Annotated in this window: 17 protein-coding genes and 2 pseudogenes; 7 read left to right on the plus strand and 12 right to left on the minus strand. The window is 71.4% G+C overall.

Annotated features, from left to right (window positions below):
* Nucleotides 1-82 precede the first annotated feature (82 nt).
* Nucleotides 83-256, plus strand: coding sequence for a helix-turn-helix domain-containing protein (locus ACFUJR_RS26460; RefSeq protein ID WP_383450774.1), 174 nt, complete (start codon nucleotides 83-85; stop codon nucleotides 254-256).
* 42 nt (nucleotides 257-298) lie between these two features.
* Here ACFUJR_RS26460 and ACFUJR_RS26465 read toward each other — a convergent pair whose 3' ends face one another.
* From ACFUJR_RS26465 to ACFUJR_RS26475, 3 genes are all read right to left on the minus strand, one after another.
* Nucleotides 299-1,423 carry a tyrosine-type recombinase/integrase gene (locus tag ACFUJR_RS26465; protein WP_383169995.1) on the minus strand — a complete coding sequence of 375 codons (1,125 nt, stop codon included), beginning with the start codon at nucleotides 1,421-1,423 and terminating at the stop codon, nucleotides 299-301.
* A gap of 243 nt (nucleotides 1,424-1,666) precedes the next feature.
* Complete coding sequence (locus ACFUJR_RS26470) at nucleotides 1,667-2,329, minus strand: response regulator (RefSeq protein WP_383169993.1); 663 nt, start codon at nucleotides 2,327-2,329, stop codon at nucleotides 1,667-1,669.
* Entirely contained in the window at nucleotides 2,326-3,453 is a 1,128-nt protein-coding gene (locus tag ACFUJR_RS26475; protein WP_383169992.1) for a sensor histidine kinase, read from the minus strand. Before ACFUJR_RS26475 ends, ACFUJR_RS26470 begins: the two co-directional genes overlap by 4 nt.
* Nucleotides 3,454-3,665: 212 nt before the next feature.
* Here ACFUJR_RS26475 and ACFUJR_RS26480 point away from each other — a divergent pair, with 212 nt between their 5' ends.
* The 4 genes from ACFUJR_RS26480 (at nucleotide 3,666) to ACFUJR_RS26495 (ending at nucleotide 10,024) form a co-directional block, all read left to right on the plus strand.
* The gene (locus ACFUJR_RS26480; RefSeq protein WP_383169990.1) at nucleotides 3,666-4,103 is read left to right on the plus strand and encodes a DUF6223 family protein; all 438 of its coding nucleotides are present in this window, start codon (nucleotides 3,666-3,668) and stop codon (nucleotides 4,101-4,103) included.
* A 734-nt stretch (nucleotides 4,104-4,837) separates the two neighbouring features.
* Nucleotides 4,838-6,004 (plus strand): glutamate--cysteine ligase, encoded by a 1,167-nt coding sequence (locus tag ACFUJR_RS26485; RefSeq protein ID WP_383169988.1) that lies wholly within the window; start codon nucleotides 4,838-4,840, stop codon nucleotides 6,002-6,004.
* A 226-nt stretch (nucleotides 6,005-6,230) separates the two neighbouring features.
* Entirely contained in the window at nucleotides 6,231-8,015 is a 1,785-nt protein-coding gene (locus tag ACFUJR_RS26490) for an N-acetylglutaminylglutamine amidotransferase (protein WP_383169986.1), read from the plus strand.
* Nucleotides 7,988-10,024: a S9 family peptidase gene (locus tag ACFUJR_RS26495; protein ID WP_383169984.1), complete on the plus strand. Its 2,037-nt coding sequence runs from the start codon at nucleotides 7,988-7,990 to the stop codon at nucleotides 10,022-10,024. The genes ACFUJR_RS26490 and ACFUJR_RS26495 overlap by 28 nt, the downstream gene beginning before the upstream one ends.
* Nucleotides 10,025-10,112: 88 nt before the next feature.
* Here the strand turns inward: ACFUJR_RS26495 and ACFUJR_RS26500 are convergent, their stop codons facing one another.
* The gene (locus ACFUJR_RS26500) at nucleotides 10,113-11,321 is read right to left on the minus strand and encodes an amidohydrolase (protein WP_383169982.1); all 1,209 of its coding nucleotides are present in this window, start codon (nucleotides 11,319-11,321) and stop codon (nucleotides 10,113-10,115) included.
* 156 nt (nucleotides 11,322-11,477) lie between these two features.
* Here ACFUJR_RS26500 and ACFUJR_RS26505 point away from each other — a divergent pair.
* Nucleotides 11,478-11,684: pseudogene (locus ACFUJR_RS26505) on the plus strand (phosphohydrolase); the annotation flags it as partial.
* Nucleotides 11,685-11,810: 126 nt separating this feature from the next.
* Here ACFUJR_RS26505 and ACFUJR_RS26510 read toward each other — a convergent pair.
* From ACFUJR_RS26510 to ACFUJR_RS26545, 8 genes and pseudogenes are all read right to left on the minus strand, one after another.
* Nucleotides 11,811-12,287, minus strand: a complete 477-nt coding sequence (locus ACFUJR_RS26510) for a diadenosine tetraphosphate hydrolase (RefSeq protein WP_383169980.1) — start codon at nucleotides 12,285-12,287, stop codon at nucleotides 11,811-11,813.
* Between the two features lie 381 nt (nucleotides 12,288-12,668).
* Nucleotides 12,669-12,910: pseudogene (locus tag ACFUJR_RS26515) on the minus strand (DUF6480 family protein).
* A gap of 75 nt (nucleotides 12,911-12,985) precedes the next feature.
* The gene (locus ACFUJR_RS26520) at nucleotides 12,986-13,450 is read right to left on the minus strand and encodes a DUF5709 domain-containing protein (RefSeq protein WP_383169978.1); all 465 of its coding nucleotides are present in this window, start codon (nucleotides 13,448-13,450) and stop codon (nucleotides 12,986-12,988) included.
* 366 nt (nucleotides 13,451-13,816) lie between these two features.
* Nucleotides 13,817-14,824 (minus strand): methylmalonyl Co-A mutase-associated GTPase MeaB, encoded by a 1,008-nt coding sequence (gene meaB / locus ACFUJR_RS26525; protein ID WP_383169976.1) that lies wholly within the window; start codon nucleotides 14,822-14,824, stop codon nucleotides 13,817-13,819.
* On the minus strand, nucleotides 14,821-16,995 hold the full coding sequence (gene scpA, locus ACFUJR_RS26530; RefSeq protein ID WP_383169974.1) for a methylmalonyl-CoA mutase: 2,175 nt from the start codon (nucleotides 16,993-16,995) through the stop codon (nucleotides 14,821-14,823). The genes meaB and scpA overlap by 4 nt, the downstream gene beginning before the upstream one ends.
* Nucleotides 16,995-18,803 (minus strand): methylmalonyl-CoA mutase family protein, encoded by a 1,809-nt coding sequence (locus ACFUJR_RS26535; RefSeq protein ID WP_383169972.1) that lies wholly within the window; start codon nucleotides 18,801-18,803, stop codon nucleotides 16,995-16,997. The genes scpA and ACFUJR_RS26535 overlap by 1 nt, the downstream gene beginning before the upstream one ends.
* 96 nt (nucleotides 18,804-18,899) lie before the next feature.
* On the minus strand, nucleotides 18,900-20,225 hold the full coding sequence (locus ACFUJR_RS26540) for a nicotinate phosphoribosyltransferase (RefSeq protein ID WP_383169970.1): 1,326 nt from the start codon (nucleotides 20,223-20,225) through the stop codon (nucleotides 18,900-18,902).
* Between the two features lie 61 nt (nucleotides 20,226-20,286).
* Complete coding sequence (locus ACFUJR_RS26545; protein WP_383181754.1) at nucleotides 20,287-21,507, minus strand: RICIN domain-containing protein; 1,221 nt, start codon at nucleotides 21,505-21,507, stop codon at nucleotides 20,287-20,289.
* Between the two features lie 588 nt (nucleotides 21,508-22,095).
* Between ACFUJR_RS26545 and ACFUJR_RS26550 the strand changes: the two genes are divergently transcribed.
* Entirely contained in the window at nucleotides 22,096-22,557 is a 462-nt protein-coding gene (locus ACFUJR_RS26550) for a hypothetical protein (RefSeq protein ID WP_383450779.1), read from the plus strand.
* Nucleotides 22,558-22,582: the final 25 nt, after the last annotated feature.

Here is a 22,582-nt window from a genome sequence, read left to right on the forward strand (position 1 = left end):
ACGACTGTCTTCCCTTATTAGGGGCGGCCGCTTTAGCTCCTTACCATCGGGGCCGAATCACTGGTGAGAGATGAGGTGCCCTATGGGTCGCCGGTTCCTTGGGATTGCTGAAGCGGCCGAATATTTGGACATGTCTCAGCGTTGGATGTATCGCGATTCACGGAGGTACGGCATCCCTCGCTATTACTTCGGAGGGCGGCTCAAGTTCAAGATCGATGACCTTGAACGGTGGGCGCAGCAACAGAAGGTCTCCTGAAGGAGGGGCCGGGTGGAAGGCCCGGCCCCTCCTGGCTCCCCGTTAGAGTCCGGCCTCAAGGACCTTGGCCGCGCGGCCGATGGACGCCGGCATCAGGTGGCGGTAGATGCGGTACGTCATATTGATGTTCGAGTGACCCATCCACTCGGCCACGTCGGTGATGGGGATTCCCTTGGACAGGCAGTTCGAGGCGAAGAAGTGGCGCAGGGAGTATGGGTTCAGCTTCCGTGTGATGCTGGCTCGCTTCCTGGCTGCGCTCCACTGGTAGTCGAGCGTCGTGTATGCCCAGTAGGGGCTGCGCTGAGTACGTAGCAAGAAGCCGTTCTGGTCCGTGCCGACGTCGTGTGCGTACCTGAGGAGGGACTCCCGGACCGTGGCCGGCATGGGGACCTCGCGGAAGTCGCCAGCCTTGCGGTGCTTGAGCGGGGCGCGCTGCCGGGTCCTCCCTTCGATCTGCTCGGTGATGCGGTACACGTCGTCAGCGACCATTCCTTCGAGGTTGGCTGCGAACGCTTCGCCGTTCCGGTGCCCGCACCCGGACATCAGGTCGATGACGACGACGAGGGCCTTGGAAGCGACCTCCTTGAGGGCGTGGATCTCCTCCACGGTGGGGATGGTGATCCGGGTGGGGATGTACTCCGGTGGGACAACGCCGTGGAAGGGATCGGCGGTTATCCCGCCCCTGCGGTGGGCGTCCCGCAGGATTTTCTTGAGGGTGTCGAAGGCGTTCTGCTGTGTGGCCAGGCCGACCTTGCGCTCCTCCATCGACATGATGAAGTCGTCGATGACGGTCGGCGAGAAGCTGTTGATCCGGCGGGACTCGAGGACCGGGAGCAGCTGGCGGTCGAGCAGCTGCTTGACCGTGCGTACCGTGCCGGGTGCGAAGTGGCGCTGACGCGGCAGCCAGGCGCCTGCGTACTCGCCGAAACGCTGCTTGCCCAGCGTTCGTTTGACCTCGGACTGCTGCGCGGGAGTGCTGCGCTTCTCCCTGTAGACCTGCGTGAGACGGTCGAGGGCGTCGTCCTGCGTCGGGTAGCCCGACTCTTCGCACTGGCGCCCCGTTCCGTCGCGGAACCGGATAGCGTAGGGGTGTGCGCACCCGCCCTGCCGTTTGCAGCCGCAGGTCTTGAAGAAACTGCCCATCCCACGGATGAGTTTGGTCCCCACGTACACCGCTCCTGACTCATGCTGGGAGTTTGCTGACCAACGGCTCCACAGCATGGCCCTGACCTGCGGCCGCACCAAACTAGGGCACGTTGATGAGCATCCTCATGAGCGCCTCCTGGTGAGATGGGCAGGCAATCCGTTGAGCAGTGTTCTTTCAGGTCGGGCGGGGTTGCGCATGAGTATCGTCGCGCAATCGTCGACGCGAGGACGCAGACGCGCACGGGACGGAGCCGTCGCCGATGGTCAGGAGTTATGGGGCGTCACCAGGCCGGATTCGTAGGCGAGGACCACGAGCTGGGCGCGGTCGCGGGCCCGGAGTTTGGTCATGGCCCGGTTGACATGGGTCTTCGCGGTCAGCGGGCTGATCACCATGTGCTCCGCGATCTCGCCGTTGGAGAGGCCCTGCGCGACCAGGACGACGGCCTCGCGCTCGCGGCCGGTCAGCTCCTCCAGCGCTGTGCCGGTGGCGGCGGGGAGCGGCTGGGTGACGTACCGGTTGATCAGCTTGCGGGTGATGGAGGGTGCGAGCAGGGCGTCGCCGCGTGCGGCGACGCGTACGGAGTGCAGGAAGTCCTCCGGCACGATGTCCTTGACGAGGAATCCGGCCGCGCCGGCGCGCAGTGCGTTGAAGACGTACTCGTCCAGGCCGTAGTTGGTCAGGATGACGACGTGCGTTCCGGCCAGGGCCGGGTCCGCGGCGATGCGCCGGGTCGTCTCGATGCCGTCGAGGACCGGCATCTGGATGTCGACGAGCGCGATGTCGGGCAGGTGTTCCCTGGCGAGTTCCAGGCCGTCGAGGCCGTCGGCGGCTTCGGCCACGACCTCGATGTCGTCCTCGAGGTCGAGGAGCGCGCGGAATCCGCTGCGGATGAGTGGCTGGTCGTCGACCAGCAGGACACGGATCATGAGACTCGTTCCAGAGGGAGTTCGGCCCGGACGGTGAACCCGCCCTCGCTGCGTGGCGCTGCTCGCAGGTGACCTCCGAGGGCGGTGACGCGTTCACGCATCCCGAGGAGCCCGATGCCGGGCCGCGGCACGCTGTCCGGCGTGGCCTTGCCGTCGTCGTCGATGCGGATGGCGAGCGCGTCCGGCCGGTGGTCGATGTGGACCAGCACCGTGCCGGCGTCCGCGTGGCGGGCGATGTTGGTCAGCGATTCCTGAACGACCCGGTAGGCGGTCCGGCCTACCGCAGCCGGCACGTCATGGCGTCGTCCCTCGATCGTCAGGGTCGCCTGCAGGCCGCTCCTGCCGGCCCGTTCCACCAGTTCCGGGACGTGGTCGAGCCCACGGGGCGGGGACTCGTCGTCGTCACGCAGCGCCTCCAGTGTGGCGCGCAGTTCCCGGGACGCCTCACGGCCGGCCTCCCGGATCGCCAGCAGTGCCTCCGGTACGTGCTCGCCGCGCTTTCGGGCCACATGGACGGCGACTTCGGACTGCACCTTGATGACCGAGATCTGGTGGGTGAGCGAGTCGTGCAGCTCGCGCGCGATGTGCAGCCGCTCCTCGTCGGCGCGGCGCCGCGCGGTCTCCTCGCGAGTACGTTCGGCTTCGTCCGCCCGCTGCTCGGCCTGCCGGAGGGCTTCGCCGGCGGCGCCGGCGGCGACGAGCCAGGCGATTTCGAGGGCGGCCCGGGCCTGCGCGAGCGCCTCGCCCCAGTCGTGCAGACCCGACACCAGCGCCGCGACGGGGAGAGAGGCCAGCACGGCCACACTCACCACCACCGTGAGGAGGCGGTGTCCCGCCCGCATCGCCGCGTACACCGCGAAGAGGAACGCCACGGCCGCCACGTCGAACCCCGCCGCCTGGTACCCCACCGCGCACAGCCCGGTGACGGCGAGGACGGCAACCGGAGCCCGGCGGCCCCCGGCCAGCGCCAGGCCGCCCACCGCCAACAGTACGTGGCCGAGCAGGCCGCGGCCCATCGCGGGATGATGCTCCGACAGGCCGGTGACCAGCAGTGCCGCCGCCACGCCTACGGCGATCACCCAGTCCCTGACACCGGCCCGAACGCGGAACCGTCCTGTGCTCATGCGCGCACCGTAGCCCGTTGCCGCCGCGGGCGAATCCCGCTCGCGGACGAGGGGTCGAATACCACGCGCGCAGTAGCGCCGCAGCAACTGCCGCGTCCGTGGTAGCGCGAAGTGTCTGCGCCTGGTGGACGACCAGCCATGGGCCCGGCCGACATGCTCGAACCGCAATCCGTCGTGGGAAGAGAAATCGTGGGAAGAGAAGGAGCACCCTGATGTCTGCTCGTCGCCTGTTCGCCGCCTCAGTGACCGCCCTGACAGGCGGGCTCGGTCTTGCCGCACCAGCGGCAGCGCACACCTCGGTCCATCCTGTCGCCGCCGGCGTCCACGACTTCGGTCTCGGGCGGCTCGGGGCCGCCACGGGCGGGCTGCTGGGACTCGCCGCCGTGGTCATCGCCGTACTGGCGCTGGCCCGGCCCGCCGGTCGGCTCGGCACTGCCAACGGGTTCCTCGGGGCGGTGACGGCCATGGCGGCGGGGCTGACCGGAATCGCGCTCGGCGGGCTGGTCGCGGCCACCGCGGACGGTGGCCTCGGCACCGGTAACGGGCTGGGCGGGGCTTACGTGGCCCTGATTCTGGGGCTCATCGGCACAGCGCTCGGCGTGCGGGCCTGGTCCCGCCGCCGTACCGGTCGGCCACAGCGGAGCGCGTAGTCGGGTCTGCGTTCGGCGCGTGTACGCCGTCCAGGCCGTCTCCCGAAGGGATTTCGAGGGGCCGGGTGCGGACCCGGCCGCCTCCTCACGTCCCTTCGCGTACAGATGGGCGCGTCCCCGCTTCAGGACCTGTGGCTGCAGACGGCGGTTCAGATCGTCAACTCCGCGCACGGCTGGTCCAGATGGTCGCCTCGGACGGTGTACGCGTCGGCGCGGTGCGCCGGGTCCGGTCTGGCGGCGCCACCGGTGGAACCCCGCTTCCGCCGACTGCGGCGGGCCGCTCGGCGGTCGCCACCTGCACCGCGCTACGGCGCGGGCGGCACCTCCCGAGGGTAGGCTGGGGTGCGACGGCCCCCCGTGAAAGCCGCGGCAAGCACAGTGTGCCCGGAGGGAAGGAAGAGCTTGCGGGCCGATCCTCTACCTCGTCGGATGGACCTGTTCCCCCGGCGGCGGCGCTGTCGGACGAACTGTTCCGCGTCCCCCTTGGACCGCAGTTCGACGATCGCCGGCGCCGCGATGCCGGCCAAGCTTCCGTAGGGCGCCGCCCTCCCGGCATGTTCGGTTCCACCGCCGCCCGTGCCCAGTTGAGCGGCTGGTGTGACAAATGAGCGGCCAGTGCTTAGGTCGGCCCCGATGGGGCAGTCGCACGGCAGGCCCGGGAAGGGCCGCCGGTCAGGGCGATCAACCGGCCCGACGATCGTCGATCTCGCACAGGAGGCGCAGTGGTCGTCCGGATGGGTGTCGAAGAAGAGTTCCATGTGATCGATGTCGAGAGCGGGGCGCTGACACCTCGGGCCGCCCCTGTCCTCGGGCGGCTCTCCCGGCACAGGGGCGACTTCACTCATGAGCTGCACCAGTCGGTCGTGGAGTCGAACAGTGGGGTGCACGCGCTTCTCGACGAGCTCCACGCGGACCTGTCCGCCTCGCGGCGGCGGCTGAACGCGGCCGCTTCCTCCCAAGGGCTGGCGATCATGGCGGCGGGCGCGGCCCCCATCGCACGACTCGGAGCCGTACACCCGACCGACGATCCTCGCTACCTGGCGATGGCGGAGGAGTACCGCCGGGTCGCCGACGAGCAGCTGATATGCGGCGCCCAGGTGCATGTCGACGTCCCCGACAGAGACACCGCCGTACGGGCGCTCTGCGCCCTGAGCCCTTGGCTTCCGCCGCTTCTGGCCCTCTCCGCGAGCTCTCCGTACTGGCTCGGGTCCGACACGGGCTACGCGAGCTGGCGCACCATGCTCTGGCAACGCTGGCCCACTTCGGGACCGGCCGGATGTTTCACCGGCGCCGCGGAGTACGACTCCGCCGTGAGCGAACTGGTCGATTCCGGCGTCATCAGCGACCCCGGGATGATCTACTACGACGTCCGCCCCTCAGCGCACCTGCAGACGCTCGAACTGCGCATCTGCGACTCCTGCCCGCGCGTCGAGACGGTCGTGCTGGTCGCGGCCCTGTTCCGGGCCCTCGTCACCGACGCCTGCGCACACGCCGAGGCGGCCGGGGACGCCGTCTGCGGCGACCGGCACGAATGGCTGCGCACGGCGACGTGGCGGGCCGCCCGCTCCGGCCTCGAAGGCGATCTGATCGACCCCGTCACCCGTCGGCCCGCGGCGGCCCCGGACGTCGTACGCACCATGCTTCGCCGACTGCGCCCGACCCTGGAGTCGTACGGGGACTGGGACGCCGCTCAGCGTCTGGCGGAGGAGGCCCTGGCACGGGGCAGCGCCGCCCACCGCCTACGCCGGGTGGCGGCCGACGACGACCTGCTCGCGGCCGTGGACCTGTTCCTGGCCGAGACCCGCGGCGAGCACTGGAGCGGTCGAAGGCGGGCGGGCCCGCGGCGTCCGGCGTCCCGCTCCCGCGCGGGGGGCACGCCGGCCAAGGCCTTCTGGAGGTGACCCACCGGCGCCACCGACCCACGCGGCACGCCGGCCGTCGATGCCGCCTGCCGCGGGCCGCCGACCCCTTGGTCGAGCGGCATATCGAGGAGAGAGCAACCCATGCCGAAGTCGAACAACGTGTGGAGAGAACAGGACTCATGCGGAGACGCGTCTTCCCCACCGTCCCGCCGCCTCAAGCGTCTTCGAGGCTCGCGCATGTGTCCGCCCGTCGGGGAGGTGGCGCATGTGCGGCTTGAGCGGTGAGATCCGCTTCGACGAGGGACGGCCCGATCTGGCGGCGGTCGAGCGCATGACCGACCGGATGGCGGCTCGCGGCCCGGACGGTCGGGGAGTGTGGTCACAGGGCGCCGTTGCCCTGGGACATCGACGTCTGAAGATCATCGACCTGTCGGAGCGCGGGGCTCAGCCGATGACGGACAGCGAAGCGCTGATGACCTGTGTCTTCAACGGCTGCATCTACAACTACCGGCGACTCCGCGAGGAACTGCGGCGACTCGGCCACCACTTCGTCACCACCTCCGACACCGAAGTGGTGATCAAGGCGTACTGCCAGTGGGGCACCGACTTCGTCAGCCACCTCGTCGGCATGTTCGCCGTGGCGCTGGCGGAGCACGAAACGGGCCGGCTCGTGCTCGCGCGTGACCGGCTGGGCATCAAGCCTCTGTACCTGGCCGAACTGCCCGGCCGTCTGCGCTTCGCCTCGACGCTCCCGGCCCTCCTCGCGGGCGGCGGGGTGGACACCTCCCTCGACCCGGTATCGGTGCACCAGTACATGAGCTGGCACGCGACCGTCGCCGCACCACGCACCGTGCTCCGCGGAGTACGCAAGCTCCCGCCGGCCACGGTCCGTGTCGTGGAACGGGACGGTACGCATCGCGACCACCGCTACTGGCAACCCTCCTACACGCGCCGCGGCGAGTTCGCCGGCATGGGGCCGGACGACTGGCGGGACGCCGTGCTCGACGCGCTCCGCACGGCCGTCCGCCGGCGGACGGTGGCCGACGTGCCGGTCGGTGTCCTGCTCTCGGGCGGCCTCGACTCCAGCCTCATCGTGGCCCTGCTGGCCGAGGAGGGACAGAAGGACCTGGCGACCTTCAGCGTGGGCTTCGAGTCGGAGGCGGGCGAGGAGGGTGACGAGTTCGCCTACTCCGACCAGATCTCACGGCACTTCGACACCGACCACCACCAGTTGATGGTTCCGTCCGACCGGGTCTCCACCGCCCTGGGCGGTGCGATCGCCGCCATGAGCGAACCGATGGTGAGCCACGACGTCGTCGCCTTCCACCTGCTGTCGGAGCTGGTCTCCAAGGAGATCAGCGTCGTCCAGAGCGGGCAGGGGGCCGACGAGGTGTTCGCCGGCTACCACTGGTACCCGGCCCTCGCGGACGCCGAACGGGCACAGGAGCCCCGGCGTTACGAAGAGGTCTACTTCGACCGCCCGCACGCCGATCTCGCCGGGATCCTGCAGCCGCACATGCTGCCCGGCCGCGACACGTCCGCCGAGTTCGTCCACACGCACATGGCCGCGCCCGGCGCCGAGACGGCACTGGACGCGGCACTCCGGCTCGACACCCACGTGATGCTGGTGGACGACCCGGTCAAGCGCGTCGACAACATGACGATGGACTGGGGCCTGGAGGCACGAGTTCCGTTCCTCGACCACGAACTGGTCGAGCTGGCCGCCGCCTGTCCGCCGGAACTGAAACTCGCAGAAGGCGGAAAGGGCGTGCTCAAGCAGGCCGGCCGCACGGTACTGCCGCGCAACGTCGTCGACCGGCCCAAGGGCTACTTCCCGGTGCCGGCGATCCGCCACATGGCGGGTCCCGTCCTCGAACGCGTACGGGAGGTCCTGTCCGCGCCGGAGGCCCGGGCGCGCGGGCTCTTCCGCGACGAGTACGTCGCCTCGCTGCTGGCGGCACCCGACGACCACCGCACGAACCGAGGGGCGAACGCCCTGTGGCAAGTAGCGTTGTTGGAGACATGGCTGCAGACGCACGGAATCAACTGACCTCTGACCCCGTGTCGACGGCTCCCGTGGCGGAGCCGCTGGCCGACGCGGCCGGTCCGCGGGACGCCCCGCGACCGTGGGTGGCGCACGGCTGCTGGTACCCGTCCGCCGACCCGCAAGGCGAGCACGTGGCGTTCATCTGCGACCGCGAGGGCGCGCCACAGCTCTGGGCCGGGCCGGTGGGCAGCGCCGCCGTACACCTGCTGGACACCAGCCCGGACCACGTCACGGAGGTCTCCTGGTCACCGGACGGCCGCTGGATCGCGTACACCGTGTCCCCCGGCGGGAGCGGCCACACGCGGGTGCTCTGCGTCCGCCCCGACGGCTCGGACCGCAGGGTTCTGGCGGGCGCCGAGCCGGGGAGTTCGGCCTATCTGGGGTGCTGGACGCCAGACGGCTCGGCCCTCGCCGTGACGGTGGCCGAGCCCGTGGGAGAGAACGCCGGACCGCTCACCGACTCGGACCGTCCCGCCGGCTGGACGGAACGCGACGGGCACGCCACCCTCCTCGCCGACGTCCGCCCCGGCGCGTCGGACGACCGGACGCCTGCGCCCGTCCGTGACCGGCTCACGGCGTACCTTGTCGATCCCGCGGCGACGACCGCGCCTCACCTTCTCGCCGACGAGACCGAGGCGGCGACCCTCCGCGTGTGCGACATCAGCCAGGACGGGCGCCTGGCCCTGCTGCGCCGCGGGCCCCGAGGGAGGCGGGAGGCCGTCGTCGTACGCTCGGCGGACCAGACCCCGACATGCACACTGCCGGTGGCCGACGGGGATCCATGGATCGGTCGCTTCTCGTCCGACGCCCGCACCGTGTGGCTGCGCAGCAACCACGAGCGGGAGTTCGCGGCGCTCCTGGCGGTCCACCTCGACGGTGCCGACGAGCGGAAGGAGCTCACGGTCGTGACCGCACGCGAGGCGTGCGACCTCGAACTGCTCACCCTGGTGGAGGGCGACCGACGAGCGGCCCTGGCGTGGAACGACGGAGGAACGAGCGTGCTCGAGAGCCTCCCTCTGACCGGCGGGCGGACCGAGCCGCCCGCGCCGCGCGAGGTGAGGCTGGCGCACGAGGTGGTCACCCGGGTGACTCCCGCGGGGCCGGACGGCATGGTGGTCGCGCTCTCGGGTTCCCGGCGCCGCCCCGGGGTGTGGTCCGTGCCGGCTTCGGCGCCACCCGCGCGTACGCCGTGGTCGGCGAGCGACGCCGACTCCGTACCCCAGGGGCTCCCGCCCGTGCGGCCCGTACCCCTGCGTGCCACGGCGCGCGACGGCCTGCTCCTGGGCGGCTGGTACCACAGGGCTCCCGGCCGGGGCCCCGGTGAGCCCGCACCGTGCGTCCTGCATCTGCACGGCGGTCCGGAGGAACAGGAACGCCCGGTCTTCGACCCGCTCTACCAGGAGCTGCTCGGCCGGGGCATGGACGTCTTCGCCCCCGACGTCCGCGGGTCCTCCGGTTGGGGCCGCTCCTTCGTCGACGCCGACCTGGGCGAAGGCCGCTTCGCCGCGATCGACGACGTCGCCGACTGCGCGACCCACGCGGTCGCGTCGGGCCTCGCCGATCCCTGCCGACTCGCCGTGATGGGGCACTCGTACGGCGGCTACCTCACGCTCGCCTCGCTCGTGTGGCACCCCGCCCTCTTCCGCACGGGCATCACGGTGTGCGGGATGTCGGACTTCGCCACGTTCTTCGCCGGAACCGAGCCGTGGCTCGCCGAATCCGCCGCTCACAAGTACGGCCACCCTGAACGCGACCGCGACCTGCTGCGTGCGCTGTCGCCCATGAGCCGCGTCGACGAGCTGCGTGTCCCGCTGCTCGCGGTCCACGGAGAACACGACACGAACGTCCCGCCCGGCGAGTCCGAGCAGATCGTCAGCGCCGCGCGGGCACGGGGGCTGGTGGCGGAACTGCTCCTGCTGCGCGACGAGGGCCACTACTTCCGGCGCGCCGGGAACCGGCGGCTGTTCCGCCGCGCCTCCGCAGACTGGATGCAGCGGTGGCTGCTCGGCTGAACTGCGCCGACGCCGTACGGCCCGTGTGCCCGTGGCCCTCACCTCCGCGGCCGCCCTCACCTCCGTCGCCCTCACCGCCCCGTGGCCCTCACCGCCCCGAGGCGGCCTCAGCCCTCATGGACGCCCATGCCCGCTCCCGTACGTCCGGACGGAGCAGGACGTCGACCGCCGTGCACGCAAGGGCCTCCGCCGCGGCCAGCATCACCCTCCGCGCCCGTGGTCCCGCCGCCGCCTCCGCGAACTCAGGCGTGTGGTCGGATCCGTCCGCACCCATGATGGCGATCCACGGGTGGATCCCGGGCACCCGCGTACTGACGTTCCCGAAGTCGGACGACCCCAGGTACACACCCGGCGCGGGTTGCGACAACCGGATGCCGGCCCGGTCGAGATGGCCGGCGAACAGGCCCGACAACACCTCGTTGTTCCGGAAGTGCTCGTACCGCCCTCCCACGTCGGTCACCTCCACCCTGGTGCGGGTGGCCAGCGCCACGCCCTGCGCGCAGGAGCGCAACTCCTCCACCAGCTCCTCCAGCGCGGACGTGGTTGCCCCACGCAGCCCGAACAGCCCCTCCGCGTACTCGGGGACGATGTTCGTGGCCCGCCCGCCGTCCGTCACGATGCCGTGGACGTGCGATCCGGGGGGCAGCCGCCTGCTCAGCACGCCGAGCGTGTTGAAGAGCTGGATCAGCGCCCCCAGCGCGTCGATCCCCTCCGTGGGGCTGCCGGTCGGATGCGCGGCGCGGCCGTGGAACCCGACCCGCACCTGCGCGCTGGCCGTCAGCGGCGCCCACGTCCAGTCATGGACACCCGGATGGAACATGAGCGCCGCGTCCACGCCCTCGAACAGACCCGCGGCCACCTGCGCGACCTTGCCGCCACCGCGCTCCTCCGCCGGTGCGCCGACAGCGAGCAGCGTCCCTTCCACCTCACCACCGAACGCGGCCCGCACGGCGAGCGCCGCCCCGAGGCCCGCCGAGGCGATCAGATTGTGGCCGCAGGCGTGCCCGAGAAGCGGCAGCGCGTCGTACTCCATGAGGAGGGCCGCACAAGGCCCTTCCCGAGTCCCGTCCGCCGACCCCGTCCGGGCCACGAACGCCGTCGGCAGGCCGGCCACACCGTGTTCCACCTCGAAGCCCTCCCGTTCGAGTGCGCCGGCCAACAGGCCGGCCGCCCGGTGCTCCTCGTACGCGGTCTCCGGTTCGCGGTGCAGCGCCAGGCTCACCTCCCACAGCCGGTCCGCCCGAGCGGCCACCTCCTGCCTGACGCGGGCGTGCAGGGACTCCAGGCTCCGTGACACGTGCGCCCTCCTCGGACTCGGTCGATCGCTGCGACACCCCACGTGTTCCACGGCCGAAGCGGTCGCACACCGAGGAGAGAGCGGGGCTCTCCAGGGCGGGGCCCCGCCCTCCAGGACGGGGCTCTCCAGGACGGGGCTCTCCAGGACGGGCGACGGGACCTGGTCGACGCCATGACCAAGCGCCCGGTCGAGGACGACGAGGCGTACACGCGGCGGATCCTCGCCACACCGGGCGCGCGCCTCATCAAGGAGGCCGACCTCGCCCACAACGCCGCCCCCGCCCGGCTCGCCCTCCTCGACGAACCGACCCGGGTCCGGCTCGGTGAGAAGTACGCGAGGCTGCGGCGGCTGCTCGGCCTGTGAGAGCCGGAGTCCAGGCTGCGGGCGTCACCCCGGCTGTGCGTCGTCGACCGTGCCACCAGCCACCCGAGAGGGGGCGGTACGGGCACCGCCCCGGACGCGCCCCCTTCCGGGACTGCCGCACGTGGCTCAGGAGTCGGTGAGGCGGTCCAGTTCGTCGCCGATCGCGTCCCGGAGCGTGTCATGCCGTGCACCGAGTGCGTACCGCTCGTCGCTCCACGTCTCCCGCGGGTACAACCACACCGGCATCCCGACGAGCTCGGCGGGCTCCCAGGCGAACCGGGGCCAGACGTGCGCGTGCAGGAAACCGTCGGTGTTCCCGAGGATCTCCAGGTTGACACGCCGGAAGGCGGGATCCAGTCGCCTGCATGCGCGTTCGACCGCCTCGCCGAGGCGGTCCATGTCGGCAAGGAAGTCCAGGCGCCTGCGCCTGGGCAGCTCGGAGAGCCGCTGCACCGAGGGATCGTCCGTCAGGAGCACGGAGTATCCCGGCAGGAACTGCACGTCCCCGATGACCGCGAATCCGGCGCCGAGTCGCCTCAGCACCGACGGGTTCTCGCCGCGAAGCGCACTTCCGATGCGGTCCGCCCGCCAGTCGTCCGTCATGGCATCCGACTCTACCGGGCCATGATCGCCCTCCGGCCATGAACCGCGGCTCTGCAGAACCGGGGCGGTAAGCAGTGGCCCGCTGGGTAGCCGCACCGTACGGAACCCGCTGAGACCGTCCGCAGGCGTTCTTCGCCGACTACCCCAAGACCGTCCTGTCGGCGTTCACCGCGTAGGGACTCGCAGGAGCGCGCCGGCATGCGTACCCACTCGCAGGGATCGGCACCCGATCCCTCCGCATGCGAGTCTCGATCGGGCCGAGGCCGCCGCGACGGCGCTCGTCGAGGCCGACGGCGACCGCGCCGGGGTGATCAGGCAGGCGCTGAAGGCCAGGGTCCAGGAGACGCCGCCCAACCGCCGTCACTGCGACGACGGCCCGGGTCAGAGCGCGAGCACGATGGCGTAGACGAGGAGGAAGAGGGCGACCAGCACGGCCAGTGCCACGATCAGGACGAGCGGACCGGCGCCCCGGCCGGCCTTGAGGGGGCGGTGGGGGCCGGTGCCGGTGCCCGTGCCGGCCCCTGCGGGGGAGTCTCCCCGGGCGGCACCCCGCCACCCCGTTCGAGTCCTGATGTCGTACGGGGGTCGGGGTCCGGATTGGTCTCCGGGTATTTGTCGGTCATACCGGGCGGGTCCCCGTGGTGGCCGGGACCATGCCTGACAGATGCCACGGGTTGGCCGGCCCTCCGGATCGGCGGTCAGGCGCCGTCGATGCCCGTCTCCTCGTGGACCGCGGCCTCCTCCGCCGAGGTGATGCCGTCGTCCGGGCCCACGTCGTCGGCCACGATCGTGGTCGTACTGCCTCCGGAGGGCACGGCGAGACGGCCGGCGCGGGACAGGCCCGACTCCGCGTCGACGGGCTCTCCTTCGCCGTCCGCGAGGTCGCCGATGTCGTCGCCGTCCGGGGCGGCGACGTCGGGACTCTCCTGGGCCAGGCGGTCGTCCAGGGACTCTCCCTCGCGCTGTTCCCGTACGGTCGTGCCGTGCCTGGTCACGCCCCGAGGGTGATCAGGTGGGGAGTAGCCGGGTTCGCCCATGTCCTCCGTGACCGGAGTGCCGAGGGCGTTGTCCGGGTCGAGCTCGCCGTCGGGGTGGTCCGCGCCGTCCGGGTAAGCGGGCTGGTAGACGTCGTCTCCGCGGGAGGTGGCCTGGTTCTCGGACATGGTCCGGATCTCCTCTCGGTGCGGTCGTGCCCCGCCCCGCCCAGGGCCGGCGATCGGCCGTCCCCGTTTCCGTCCCCGTGCTGATCCGCATCCTCAGGGTATCTCCGCCGACGCCGACAGGGCGGATCCGGCCCCGCCCGCCGCCTTCCCGGGCCCGGCCCCTTCATGCCTGCGGGGCCTGCTCTCCACTCGATCTCGCAGCCGCCTGCTCCAGCGGCCCCGGCTCCGACGGCGGCATCAGCCAGGCCCCCGGCACCGGCGGACCGACGGCGGTGAACGCCGGCGCGGGCCGGGGATGTACCTCCCCGGCCCGCGTCCCGCGCGAAGACAACCCGGCTACGCCGCGTCCGTCTCACGTCCGCCGCGTCATGACCCCTGCGCCACGTCGTCCGTCCCGCCCGGCTCCCCGAAGGCGCGGAGGAGGCGCTCGGCGGCGGTCGTGGCCGTCAACTCGCCCTCCCTGACCTGCTGTTCGAGGGAGGGGGCCAGAGCCCGTACGGCCGGGTGGGCGTGCAGGCGACCCAGCAGCTCCTCCCGGACCATCGTCCAGGTCCAGTCGACCTGCTGGTCGCGCCGGCGGGCCGCGAGGCGGCCCGTCGAGTCGAGCAGGGTACGGTGCTGTTCGAGGCGCTCCCAGACCGTGTCGAGACCGGTCGACTCCCGGGCGCTGCAATGCAGCACGGGCGGGGTCCAGGCGGCGTCCGCACCGTGCATCAGCCGCAGCGCCCCCGACAGCTCACGAGCCGCCGCGCGGGCGTCCCGCTCGTGCGGTCCGTCCGCCTTGTTGACGGCGACCACGTCCGCCAGCTCCAGGACACCCTTCTTGATGCCCTGCAGCTGGTCTCCCGTCCGTGCGAGCGTGAGCAGCAGGAACGAGTCGACCATGTCGGCCACGGCGGTCTCGGACTGCCCCACACCGACCGTCTCGACCAGGACCACGTCGTAGCCGGCGGCCTCCATCACGATGATCGACTCACGAGTCGCCTTGGCGACCCCGCCCAGCGTCCCGGCCGTCGGCGACGGCCGCACGAACGCCGCCGGGTCCACCGCGAGCCGCTCCATCCGCGTCTTGTCACCCAGGATGGAGCCCCCCGTCCGGCTCGACGACGGGTCGACGGCCAGCACCGCGACCCGGTGGCCGAGGCCGGTCAGCATCGTGCCGAACGCGTCGATGAACGTCGACTTCCCGACCCCCGGCACGCCGCTGATCCCGATCCGCCGCGCCTTCCCGCTGTGCGGCAGCAGCTCGGTCAGCAACTCCTGTGCCAGCAGGCGGTGTCGGGGGCGGGTGGACTCGACGAGAGTGATCGCGCGTGCCACGATCGCCCGCTTCCCGCCGAGTACGCCCTTCACATACGCGTCCCGGTCGATCACAGCTCGTGCCCGAGACCGTCCGAGAGCCGCTTCACCAGGTCGTACGCCGCGTCGGGGATCACCGTCCCGGGCGGGAAGACGGCTGCCGCGCCCATCTCCAGGAGGGTCGGCACGTCCTGCGGCGGGATCACGCCGCCGACGACGATCATGATGTCCTCGCGCCCCTCCGCGGCGAGTTCCTCGCGCAGCGCCGGGACGAGGGTGAGGTGTCCGGCGGCCAGTGACGACACCCCGACGATGTGCACGTCCGCCTCGACGGCCTGGCGCGCGACCTCGGCCGGCGTCTGGAACAGCGGGCCGACGTCCACGTCGAAGCCCAGGTCGGCGAAGGCCGTGGCGATCACCTTCTGGCCTCGGTCGTGGCCGTCCTGGCCCATCTTGGCGACCAGGATGCGGGGGCGGCGGCCCTCGGCCTCGGCGAACTCGTCCACGAGGGTGCGGGTGCGCTCGACGGAGGGGGACTCGCCGGCTTCGTTGCGGTACACGCCGGAGATCGTACGGATCTGGCTCGCGTGCCGCCCGTACACCTTCTCCAGTGCGTCGGAGATCTCACCCACGGTCGCCTTGGCACGCGCCGCGCGCACGGCGAGCTCAAGGAGGTTGCCTTCGCCGCCGGCCGCCCGGGTGAGCGCGTCGAGCGCGTCCCTGCACGCGGTCTCGTCCCGCTCCTCGCGCAGCCGGCGCAGCTTGGCGATCTGCTGGGCGCGTACGGAGGAGTTGTCGACCTTGAGCACGTCGATCTGCTCGTCGGAGTCGACCCGGTACTTGTTGACGCCGATCACGGGCTGCCGTCCGGAGTCGATACGGGCCTGGGTGCGGGCCGCGGCCTCCTCGATGCGCAGCTTGGGGATGCCGGCGTCGATCGCCTTGGCCATTCCGCCCGCCGCCTCGACCTCCTGGATGTGCTGCCAGGCCCGGCGCGCCAGGTCGTACGTCAGCTTCTCCACGTAGGCGCTGCCGCCCCAGGGATCGATCACACGCGTCGTGCCCGACTCCTGCTGGATGAGGAGCTGCGTGTTGCGGGCGATGCGCGCCGAGAAGTCGGTCGGCAGAGCGAGAGCCTCGTCGAGGGCGTTCGTGTGCAGCGACTGCGTGTGGCCCTGCGTGGCCGCCATCGCCTCCACGCACGTACGCGTGACGTTGTTGAAGACGTCCTGCGCGGTGAGCGACCAGCCCGACGTCTGCGAATGGGTGCGCAGCGAAAGGGACTTGGCGTTCTGCGGGTCGAACTGCTTCACCAGCTTGGCCCAGAGCAGCCGGGCCGCCCGCATCTTGGCGATCTCCATGAAGAAGTTCATGCCGATGGCCCAGAAGAAGGAGAGCCGGGGCGCGAACGCGTCCACGTCCAGACCCGCCTCACGCCCGGCGCGGATGTACTCCACACCGTCGGCGAGGGTGTAGGCCAGCTCCAGGTCGGCCGTGGCACCGGCCTCCTGGATGTGGTAGCCCGAGATGGAGATCGAGTTGTAGCGCGGCATCCGCTGCGACGTGTAGGCGAAGATGTCGGAGATGATCCGCATCGACGGCTTCGGCGGATAGATGTACGTGTTGCGGACCATGAACTCCTTGAGGATGTCGTTCTGGATGGTCCCCGCGAGCTTCTCCGGCGGTACCCCCTGCTCCTCCGCCGCCACGATGTACAGCGCGAGCACCGGAAGCACCGCGCCGTTCATCGTCATCGACACGGTCATCCTGTCCAGCGGGATGCCGTCGAAGAGCTGCCGCATGTCGTAGATCGAGTCGATCGCCACACCCGCCATGCCGACATCGCCGGTCACACGCGGATGGTCGCTGTCGTAGCCGCGGTGCGTGGGCAGGTCGAAGGCGACCGACAGCCCCTTCTGGCCGGCCGCCAGGTTGCGCCGGTAGAACGCGTTGGACTCCTCGGCCGTCGAGAAACCCGCGTACTGACGAATCGTCCAGGGCTGGTTGACGTACATCGTCGGGTACGGACCGCGCAGATACGGGGCCATGCCCGGATACGTCTCCAGGAAGTCCAGGCCCTCCAGGTCCTGCCCGGTGTAGAGCGGCTTGACCGCGATGCCCTCCGGGGTCTCCCAGAGCAGGTCGTCACCCCCGGAGGCCTTCTTGACGGCCGTCCGCCACTCGTCGGCGCCGGCCGCGGCGGTCGGAGTCCCCAGACCGATCGCGGAGAAATCGGGGATGGACATCAGGACACTCCCATGCGGTCGAGCGTGGCGGAGAGTACGGCGACGGCGTCACAGCCGGCGAAGACGTAGGAGTCGACACCGGCGTACGAGGCGGGCCGCCCGGCGAGGAACACATGGCGGGCGCCCAGCGACCCGAGTTCACCGGCCCGGGCCGCGGCCTGCTCCTCGTACAGCGCGTCGCTGGAGCAGAGGCAGGCCTCGGTCGCCCCGCTCTCCTCGAAGGTGCCCTCCACGACGGGCTCGATGCCGCCCGCCTGGAACAGGTTGGCGGCGAACGTGGCGCGCGCCGTGTGCGCCGCGGCGGGGCCGAGCGTGGCCAGATAGATCCGGGGCCGGGCGCCGGTCGCGGCGAGATGCAAGTCGGAGCGCGCGCGCAGCGCCTCGAACGCGTCGTCGCGACGCACGCGCGGCAGACCGCCGGCCGGCTGCTCGGGCGCGGCCTCGCGGACGACGGGCTTCTCGGTCAGAAGCGGGAACTCGCTGACGCCCGTGATGGGTTCGCGCCGCTTCGCCAGCTTCGCGCTGCGCGCCTCCCACGTGTTGGCGAGGTCCTGACCGAGACGGCCCGAGCGCAGCGCCTCCGCCTGACCGCCGATCCGCTCGAGCCACTGGAAGAACTCCCAGCCGGCCTCGGCCAGCTCGTCCGTCAGCCGCTCCACGTACCAGGATCCGCCCGCCGGGTCGATCACCCGGGACAGATGCGACTCCTCGATGAGGATCGTCGAGGTGTTACGGGCGATGCGGCGGGCGAACCCGTCCGGCAGGCCCAGCGCGTGGTCGAACGGCAGCACGGTGACGGCATCGGCCCCGCCCACACCGGCGGCCAGCGTGGCCACCGTCGTACGCAGCATGTTCACCCACGGGTCGCGCCGCGTCATCATGACCGACGACGTCACCGCGTGTTGCCTCTGCGCGCCCGCCGACCCCGCTCCGCACACCTCGGCGACCCGGGCCCACAGCCTGCGCGCGGCCCGCAGCTTGGCGATGGTGAGGAACTGGTCGGCGGTGGCCGCGTACCGGAACTCAAGCTGCCCGCAGGCCTGTTCGACGCTGAGCCCCGCCTCGGTGAGCTGCCGCAGGTACGCGACCCCGGTCGCCAGCGAGCACCCCAGCTCCTGCGCGGCCGATCCTCCGGCCTCGTGGTACGGCAACGCGTCGACGGTCAGCGCCCGCAGGCCCGGGTACTCCTCGGCGCACCGGCGGGCGAGAGCGGCGACGGGAGCGAAGCCGAAGGACCGGCCCGTACGCGCCTCGAAGCCCAGCGGATCGGCGCCCAGACCGCCGCGCGCCGCCCCCTTCGCGACGCCCCGCTCCTCGTACAGCCGCAGCAACTCCCGAGCCGCGTCCTCGACCTCCGCGCCCGCGTCGAGGACGACGGGTGCGAGGTCGAGGTACACGCCCTCCAGGACCCGACTCAGTGACGACACGGGGACGCCGCCTTCGCCGACGACCAGCCAGAGCGACGTGACGCCGTTCTCCAGGTCGGTCAGCACCGCCTCGCCGTCGGCGGCCGAGTGGCGCTGTCGTACGTCCCAGCCGCCCAGCGTGTTGCCCTCGGCGCGGGCGGACCGCACGAAGGGCGCGAAGCCGGGGAAGCCGGGATCGGACGCGATGTCACCGGCCGCGTACAGGGGACGGACACGAAGCCCGTCCTCCAGAGTGGTCGTCAGGGCGTCCTCGGCCGCCGCGCCCTCCACGTCCTTACCCGACTTGCTCAGCACGCCTGACACAAGGCGCTGCCACTGCTCACGGGTTGCGTCGGAGAATTCGGCGGCGAGGCTGAGCCCGTCGTCGGGAAGGACTGTCATGCTCGGATGTTAGGTCAGGTAAACAAAGGAGCAGCAGGGCACACGGCTGTGACCTTGCCCTCCTTGAAGCGCGGGCCGATTCCGGGCTAGAGGTGTCTAGGACCCCGAGCGTGCCCCGATCCGGTGCCGGACGATCGTCGTCAGCACACCCAGGCGCGTCGACATGCCCGGGACGGGGGCCACGGGGTCCTCGATCCGGCGGGCAGGTTCCGGAAGCAGCGCGAGGTCGGCCTCGAAGCGGCCGCGCGCCGCGTCGAGTGTGTCCGGCGGCTCCGTTCGAAGCCCGCCGCGCATCACCGTCCGCAGCAGCGGCTCGGTGCCCGCCGGCGGCTCCTCGTTGGCCAGGCCGACGACGTCCCGGAGTCCGGGGCCCCGGAACACCTGCTTCGGACCCGGCGCCGTCGCCTTCCCGGGCGAGAACTTCATGACCGGCGTGCCGTCGTACTCGACCAGCTTGTACGCCGCGTCCAGATACGGGGCGTCCGCCGCCACCCCCACCCGCGTCCCCACCGCGAAGACGTCGATCGGCGCCCCGTCCCGTACGAGCCCGGCGATCACGTACTCGTCGAGACCGCCGCTCGCGATGATCCCGACATCCCGGAGCCCCGCGGCGTCCAGCGTGGCGCGGGCCCGGTGGGCGAGCACGCCCAGGTCACCGCTGTCCAGACGGATCGCGCACCCCGGACCGCGCTCCAGCTCACCCAGGACGCGAGCGGCCGTCTCCACCCCACGGTCGGTGTCGTACGTGTCGACGACGAACGTGACCGGGCCGGGATGGGAGCGGGCGAAGGCCCGGAAGGCGTCCTCCTCGGACGGGAACGCCTGGACGTACGAGTGGGCCATCGTGCCCGAGCCGGGAATGTCGTACCGGACCGCCGCGGCGACGTTGCTGGTCCCGGCGAAGCCGACCAGCGCACCGAGCCGCGCGGCCTGCATGCCGGCCGCCGGTCCGTGGGACCGGCGCAGCGAGAAGTCCACCAGGGGCCGGCCGCCGGCCGCGAGCACACACCGTGCGGCCTTGGACGCGACCGTCGTCTGATGGCAGAGCAGGGAGAGCAGGTACGTCTCCACGAGCTGGGCCTGCGGCAGCGGCGCGGTGACCTCGACGAGAGGCTCGCCGGCGAAGACGAGCCGCCCCTCGGGGACGGCGCGGACCTGCCCGTCGAAGGACAGGCCGTGCAGCGGTTCGAGCGTCTCCACGGGCCACCCCAGTACCTCGGCGAACTCCCGCACGTCCGCCCGGCCGATCCGGAACCGGGAGAGGTGGTCGAGGACCGGCTCCAGACCCGCGGCGACGAGGAACCCGCGGCCCGGCGGGAGGTCGCGTACGAAGAGGCTGAACGTGGCAGGCGCCCGCATGCCCTCCCGTAGATACGAGAGCGCCATCGTGACCTCGTAGAGGTCGGTGGTGGTCACCTGCATGCTTCGAGCATGCGCGGCCGGCCGGCGCCCCGCACGGGGGCGCTCGGCCGGCCGGGCGGTGTCAGCCGATCGTCCACCGTTGCAGGCCGGAGCCGGTGTCCGGCTGCTGGGTGGCCAGGGAGCCGTTCGCGGTCGACGCCGTGGTCAGGAGCAGGCCGCTCTTCACCGAGGCGACGGTGTGGGTCCCGTCCGGCCGGAGCGTCACGGACCAGCGCTGGTTGGCGCCACTCGTGCAGGGCCATTGGATCACCCGCGCCCCGGCCGCCGTCGAGCCGCCGTCGACATCGGCGCAGAGCCCCGACTCGACGTTGACCAGCTGGTACGAGCCGTCCGCCTGCCGGGTGAACCGCCACTTCTGGTTGGCGCCGCCGTTGACCGCGTAGGTGATGAGCTGGGTCCCCGGCGTGGTGCTGTGATCCGGGTTGTCCAGCGCCTTGCCGCCCGCGACCAGGGTCCGGACGCCGTCGAGGGAGCCGGGGGCCTCGCCCACGGGAGTGAGGGTGAGCGTCTGCTCGGCCGCGCTGCGCACCCCGCCGACCCCGCTGCCCGAGGAGTCGGTCCAGGAGCGGGCGGGGGTGGTCTCGGCCGGCCGGGCCGTCGCGGCCGACATTCCGATCACCAGGCCGCTGTAGCGGTTGACCAGTCGGTACGTGCCCGTCACGGTGCCCGTCGCGGTGGTGCCGGGGATCACGAACCACTGCTGACCGACGGTCGGCCCGCCCGGCCCGGCCGCTCCGACGGTCGGTCTCGTGCCCCAGGCGCGGCTGCTCGTGACGGTCGAGTCGACCCCCAGGAGCCCGCCCGTGGAGGCGTTCGCGACGCGATAGGCGCCGTCTCCCAGCGAGGTGAAGATCCACGACTCCAGCGCCGCCCCGGTGCCGGCCGGCACCGAGGTCGTGGCGGACCCGCCGGAGACCTGGGCGAGCACCCGTCCGCCCCCGGAGGAGACGCGATAGCTGCGGCTCGGGTCGACGGGGGCGGCCGGCGCCGACGTGGCGATCGTGACGTCGACGTACTCGCCGGAGGAGCCGCCCGAGCACCCGAAGGAGCAGTACGAGCGGAAGGTCCTGCCCACGACGGCGGAGCTGGTCCGGCTCGTGCTGTCCAGGAACCAGCGGTACCACGAGGCGTTGGTGTGGCCACCGGTGTCGCCGATCAGCCGCCACCGCTGCTTCGAGAGGTCGCCGGTGGCGTAGAACTGCTGGGGAGCCCCGCCGCTCTGGTCGACGGCCTGCGGCTCGCCGATGTAGAGCCCGAGATATGCGTTGTACGTGATGTCCATGACCCATCATGTCGAGTGCGTCGCGATCCTTGAGCCCGCCTCGAAGGGCTCCTGACCTGCCGTTTCTCCGAGTGTGCGTGATGGGCGTTACGTGCTTTGGGCGCGATATCTTGACGCATATCTGACGCGCGTGACGCACGTTTGACGCACGGACGGCGCGGTTTCTGATGGGTCGTCATGCGCGATTGCGGCCGCCGGGTGGAGCCCTCAGCTGCGTGGTTGTAGGCACCTTGAGGTGGCTGGGGCGCTGGCTGCCGAGTTGTTGGCTGACCCGGCCTCATCCGCTTCTTGGTAGTGACGTTCCGTGAGGCTAGGGTGTCCGGCGTGTGGTGTCACGGGGCCCGTAAGGGCTCCAGTGCCCGAGAGAGGGCCTGAGATCGTCGGCTCGTGGTTCGGGGATGTCGGGCAGCCGGGGCGGTGTGTTCAGCGGGTCGAGGCGCTCCACGCGTGCTGTCGCCCAGCCGATCCATGCCCCGGCTTGGGTCCTGGCCTGGCCCGGGGGCATGGTCTCGACCCGTGGGTGCGTACGGCGCTCACGTACTCCGTCAGTCGGATGGCATGGCGCCATGCGGTTTCCTGTGCTTCGAAGTGCCTGACGCGGTACGCCTCGGCGTACTGGACGCGTGCGTCTTCCATGGGGGCTTCCCAGCGGATGCGCTTCTGACGGGCTGCTTCGATCTCGTCGAGACGTCTGCGTTCGGCGGCTTCGCCGCGAAGCGTGACCTCCTGTGCGATCTCGGTGAGCTGGTCTTCGAGGGAGCGTCCGGGGGTGTGGGACCATTCGTTCGCCCGGTGTGGCTGGCCGCCGCTGAGGACGCGGCGGAGGCGTTCGGATGGGGTGTAGTCGAAGCGGGGGATCCTGATCCAGAGTTCTTCTTGGCCTCGGCGAGTTCCTTCTTGGTGGCGACGTGCTCGGTCCGGTCCTGTTCCTGGAGGATGAGGAACTCCGTGGTCTGGCCCTGCGCGGTGGTGGTGAAGTGGGGAGACGATGACGGCGGGGTCGATGTTGTGGCCGCCGCGGATGATCAGGTCCTTCGCGTGGCCGCGTAGGTGGATGAAGCCATCGGCGTCCACG

This window comes from Streptomyces sp. NPDC057271 (assembly GCF_042668715.1).
Classification (GTDB): Bacteria; Actinomycetota; Actinomycetes; order Streptomycetales; family Streptomycetaceae; genus Streptomyces.

Excerpts from the sequence above, each read along its gene's own strand:
- ACFUJR_RS26460 (WP_383450774.1), top strand. The coding sequence starts at position 83 with ATGGGTCGCCGGTTCCTTGGGATTGCTGAAGCGGCCGAATATTTGGAC.
- ACFUJR_RS26470 (WP_383169993.1), bottom strand. The coding sequence starts at position 2,329 with ATGATCCGTGTCCTGCTGGTCGACGACCAGCCACTCATCCGCAGCGGA.
- ACFUJR_RS26475 (WP_383169992.1), bottom strand. The coding sequence starts at position 3,453 with ATGAGCACAGGACGGTTCCGCGTTCGGGCCGGTGTCAGGGACTGGGTG.
- ACFUJR_RS26480 (WP_383169990.1), top strand. The coding sequence starts at position 3,666 with ATGTCTGCTCGTCGCCTGTTCGCCGCCTCAGTGACCGCCCTGACAGGC.
- ACFUJR_RS26485 (WP_383169988.1), top strand. The coding sequence starts at position 4,838 with ATGGGTGTCGAAGAAGAGTTCCATGTGATCGATGTCGAGAGCGGGGCG.
- ACFUJR_RS26490 (WP_383169986.1), top strand. The coding sequence starts at position 6,231 with ATGTGCGGCTTGAGCGGTGAGATCCGCTTCGACGAGGGACGGCCCGAT.
- ACFUJR_RS26495 (WP_383169984.1), top strand. The coding sequence starts at position 7,988 with ATGGCTGCAGACGCACGGAATCAACTGACCTCTGACCCCGTGTCGACG.
- ACFUJR_RS26510 (WP_383169980.1), bottom strand. The coding sequence starts at position 12,287 with ATGACGGACGACTGGCGGGCGGACCGCATCGGAAGTGCGCTTCGCGGC.
- ACFUJR_RS26520 (WP_383169978.1), bottom strand. The coding sequence starts at position 13,450 with ATGTCCGAGAACCAGGCCACCTCCCGCGGAGACGACGTCTACCAGCCC.
- scpA (WP_383169974.1), bottom strand. The coding sequence starts at position 16,995 with ATGTCCATCCCCGATTTCTCCGCGATCGGTCTGGGGACTCCGACCGCC.
- ACFUJR_RS26535 (WP_383169972.1), bottom strand. The coding sequence starts at position 18,803 with ATGACAGTCCTTCCCGACGACGGGCTCAGCCTCGCCGCCGAATTCTCC.
- ACFUJR_RS26540 (WP_383169970.1), bottom strand. The coding sequence starts at position 20,225 with ATGCAGGTGACCACCACCGACCTCTACGAGGTCACGATGGCGCTCTCG.
- ACFUJR_RS26545 (WP_383181754.1), bottom strand. The coding sequence starts at position 21,507 with ATGGACATCACGTACAACGCATATCTCGGGCTCTACATCGGCGAGCCG.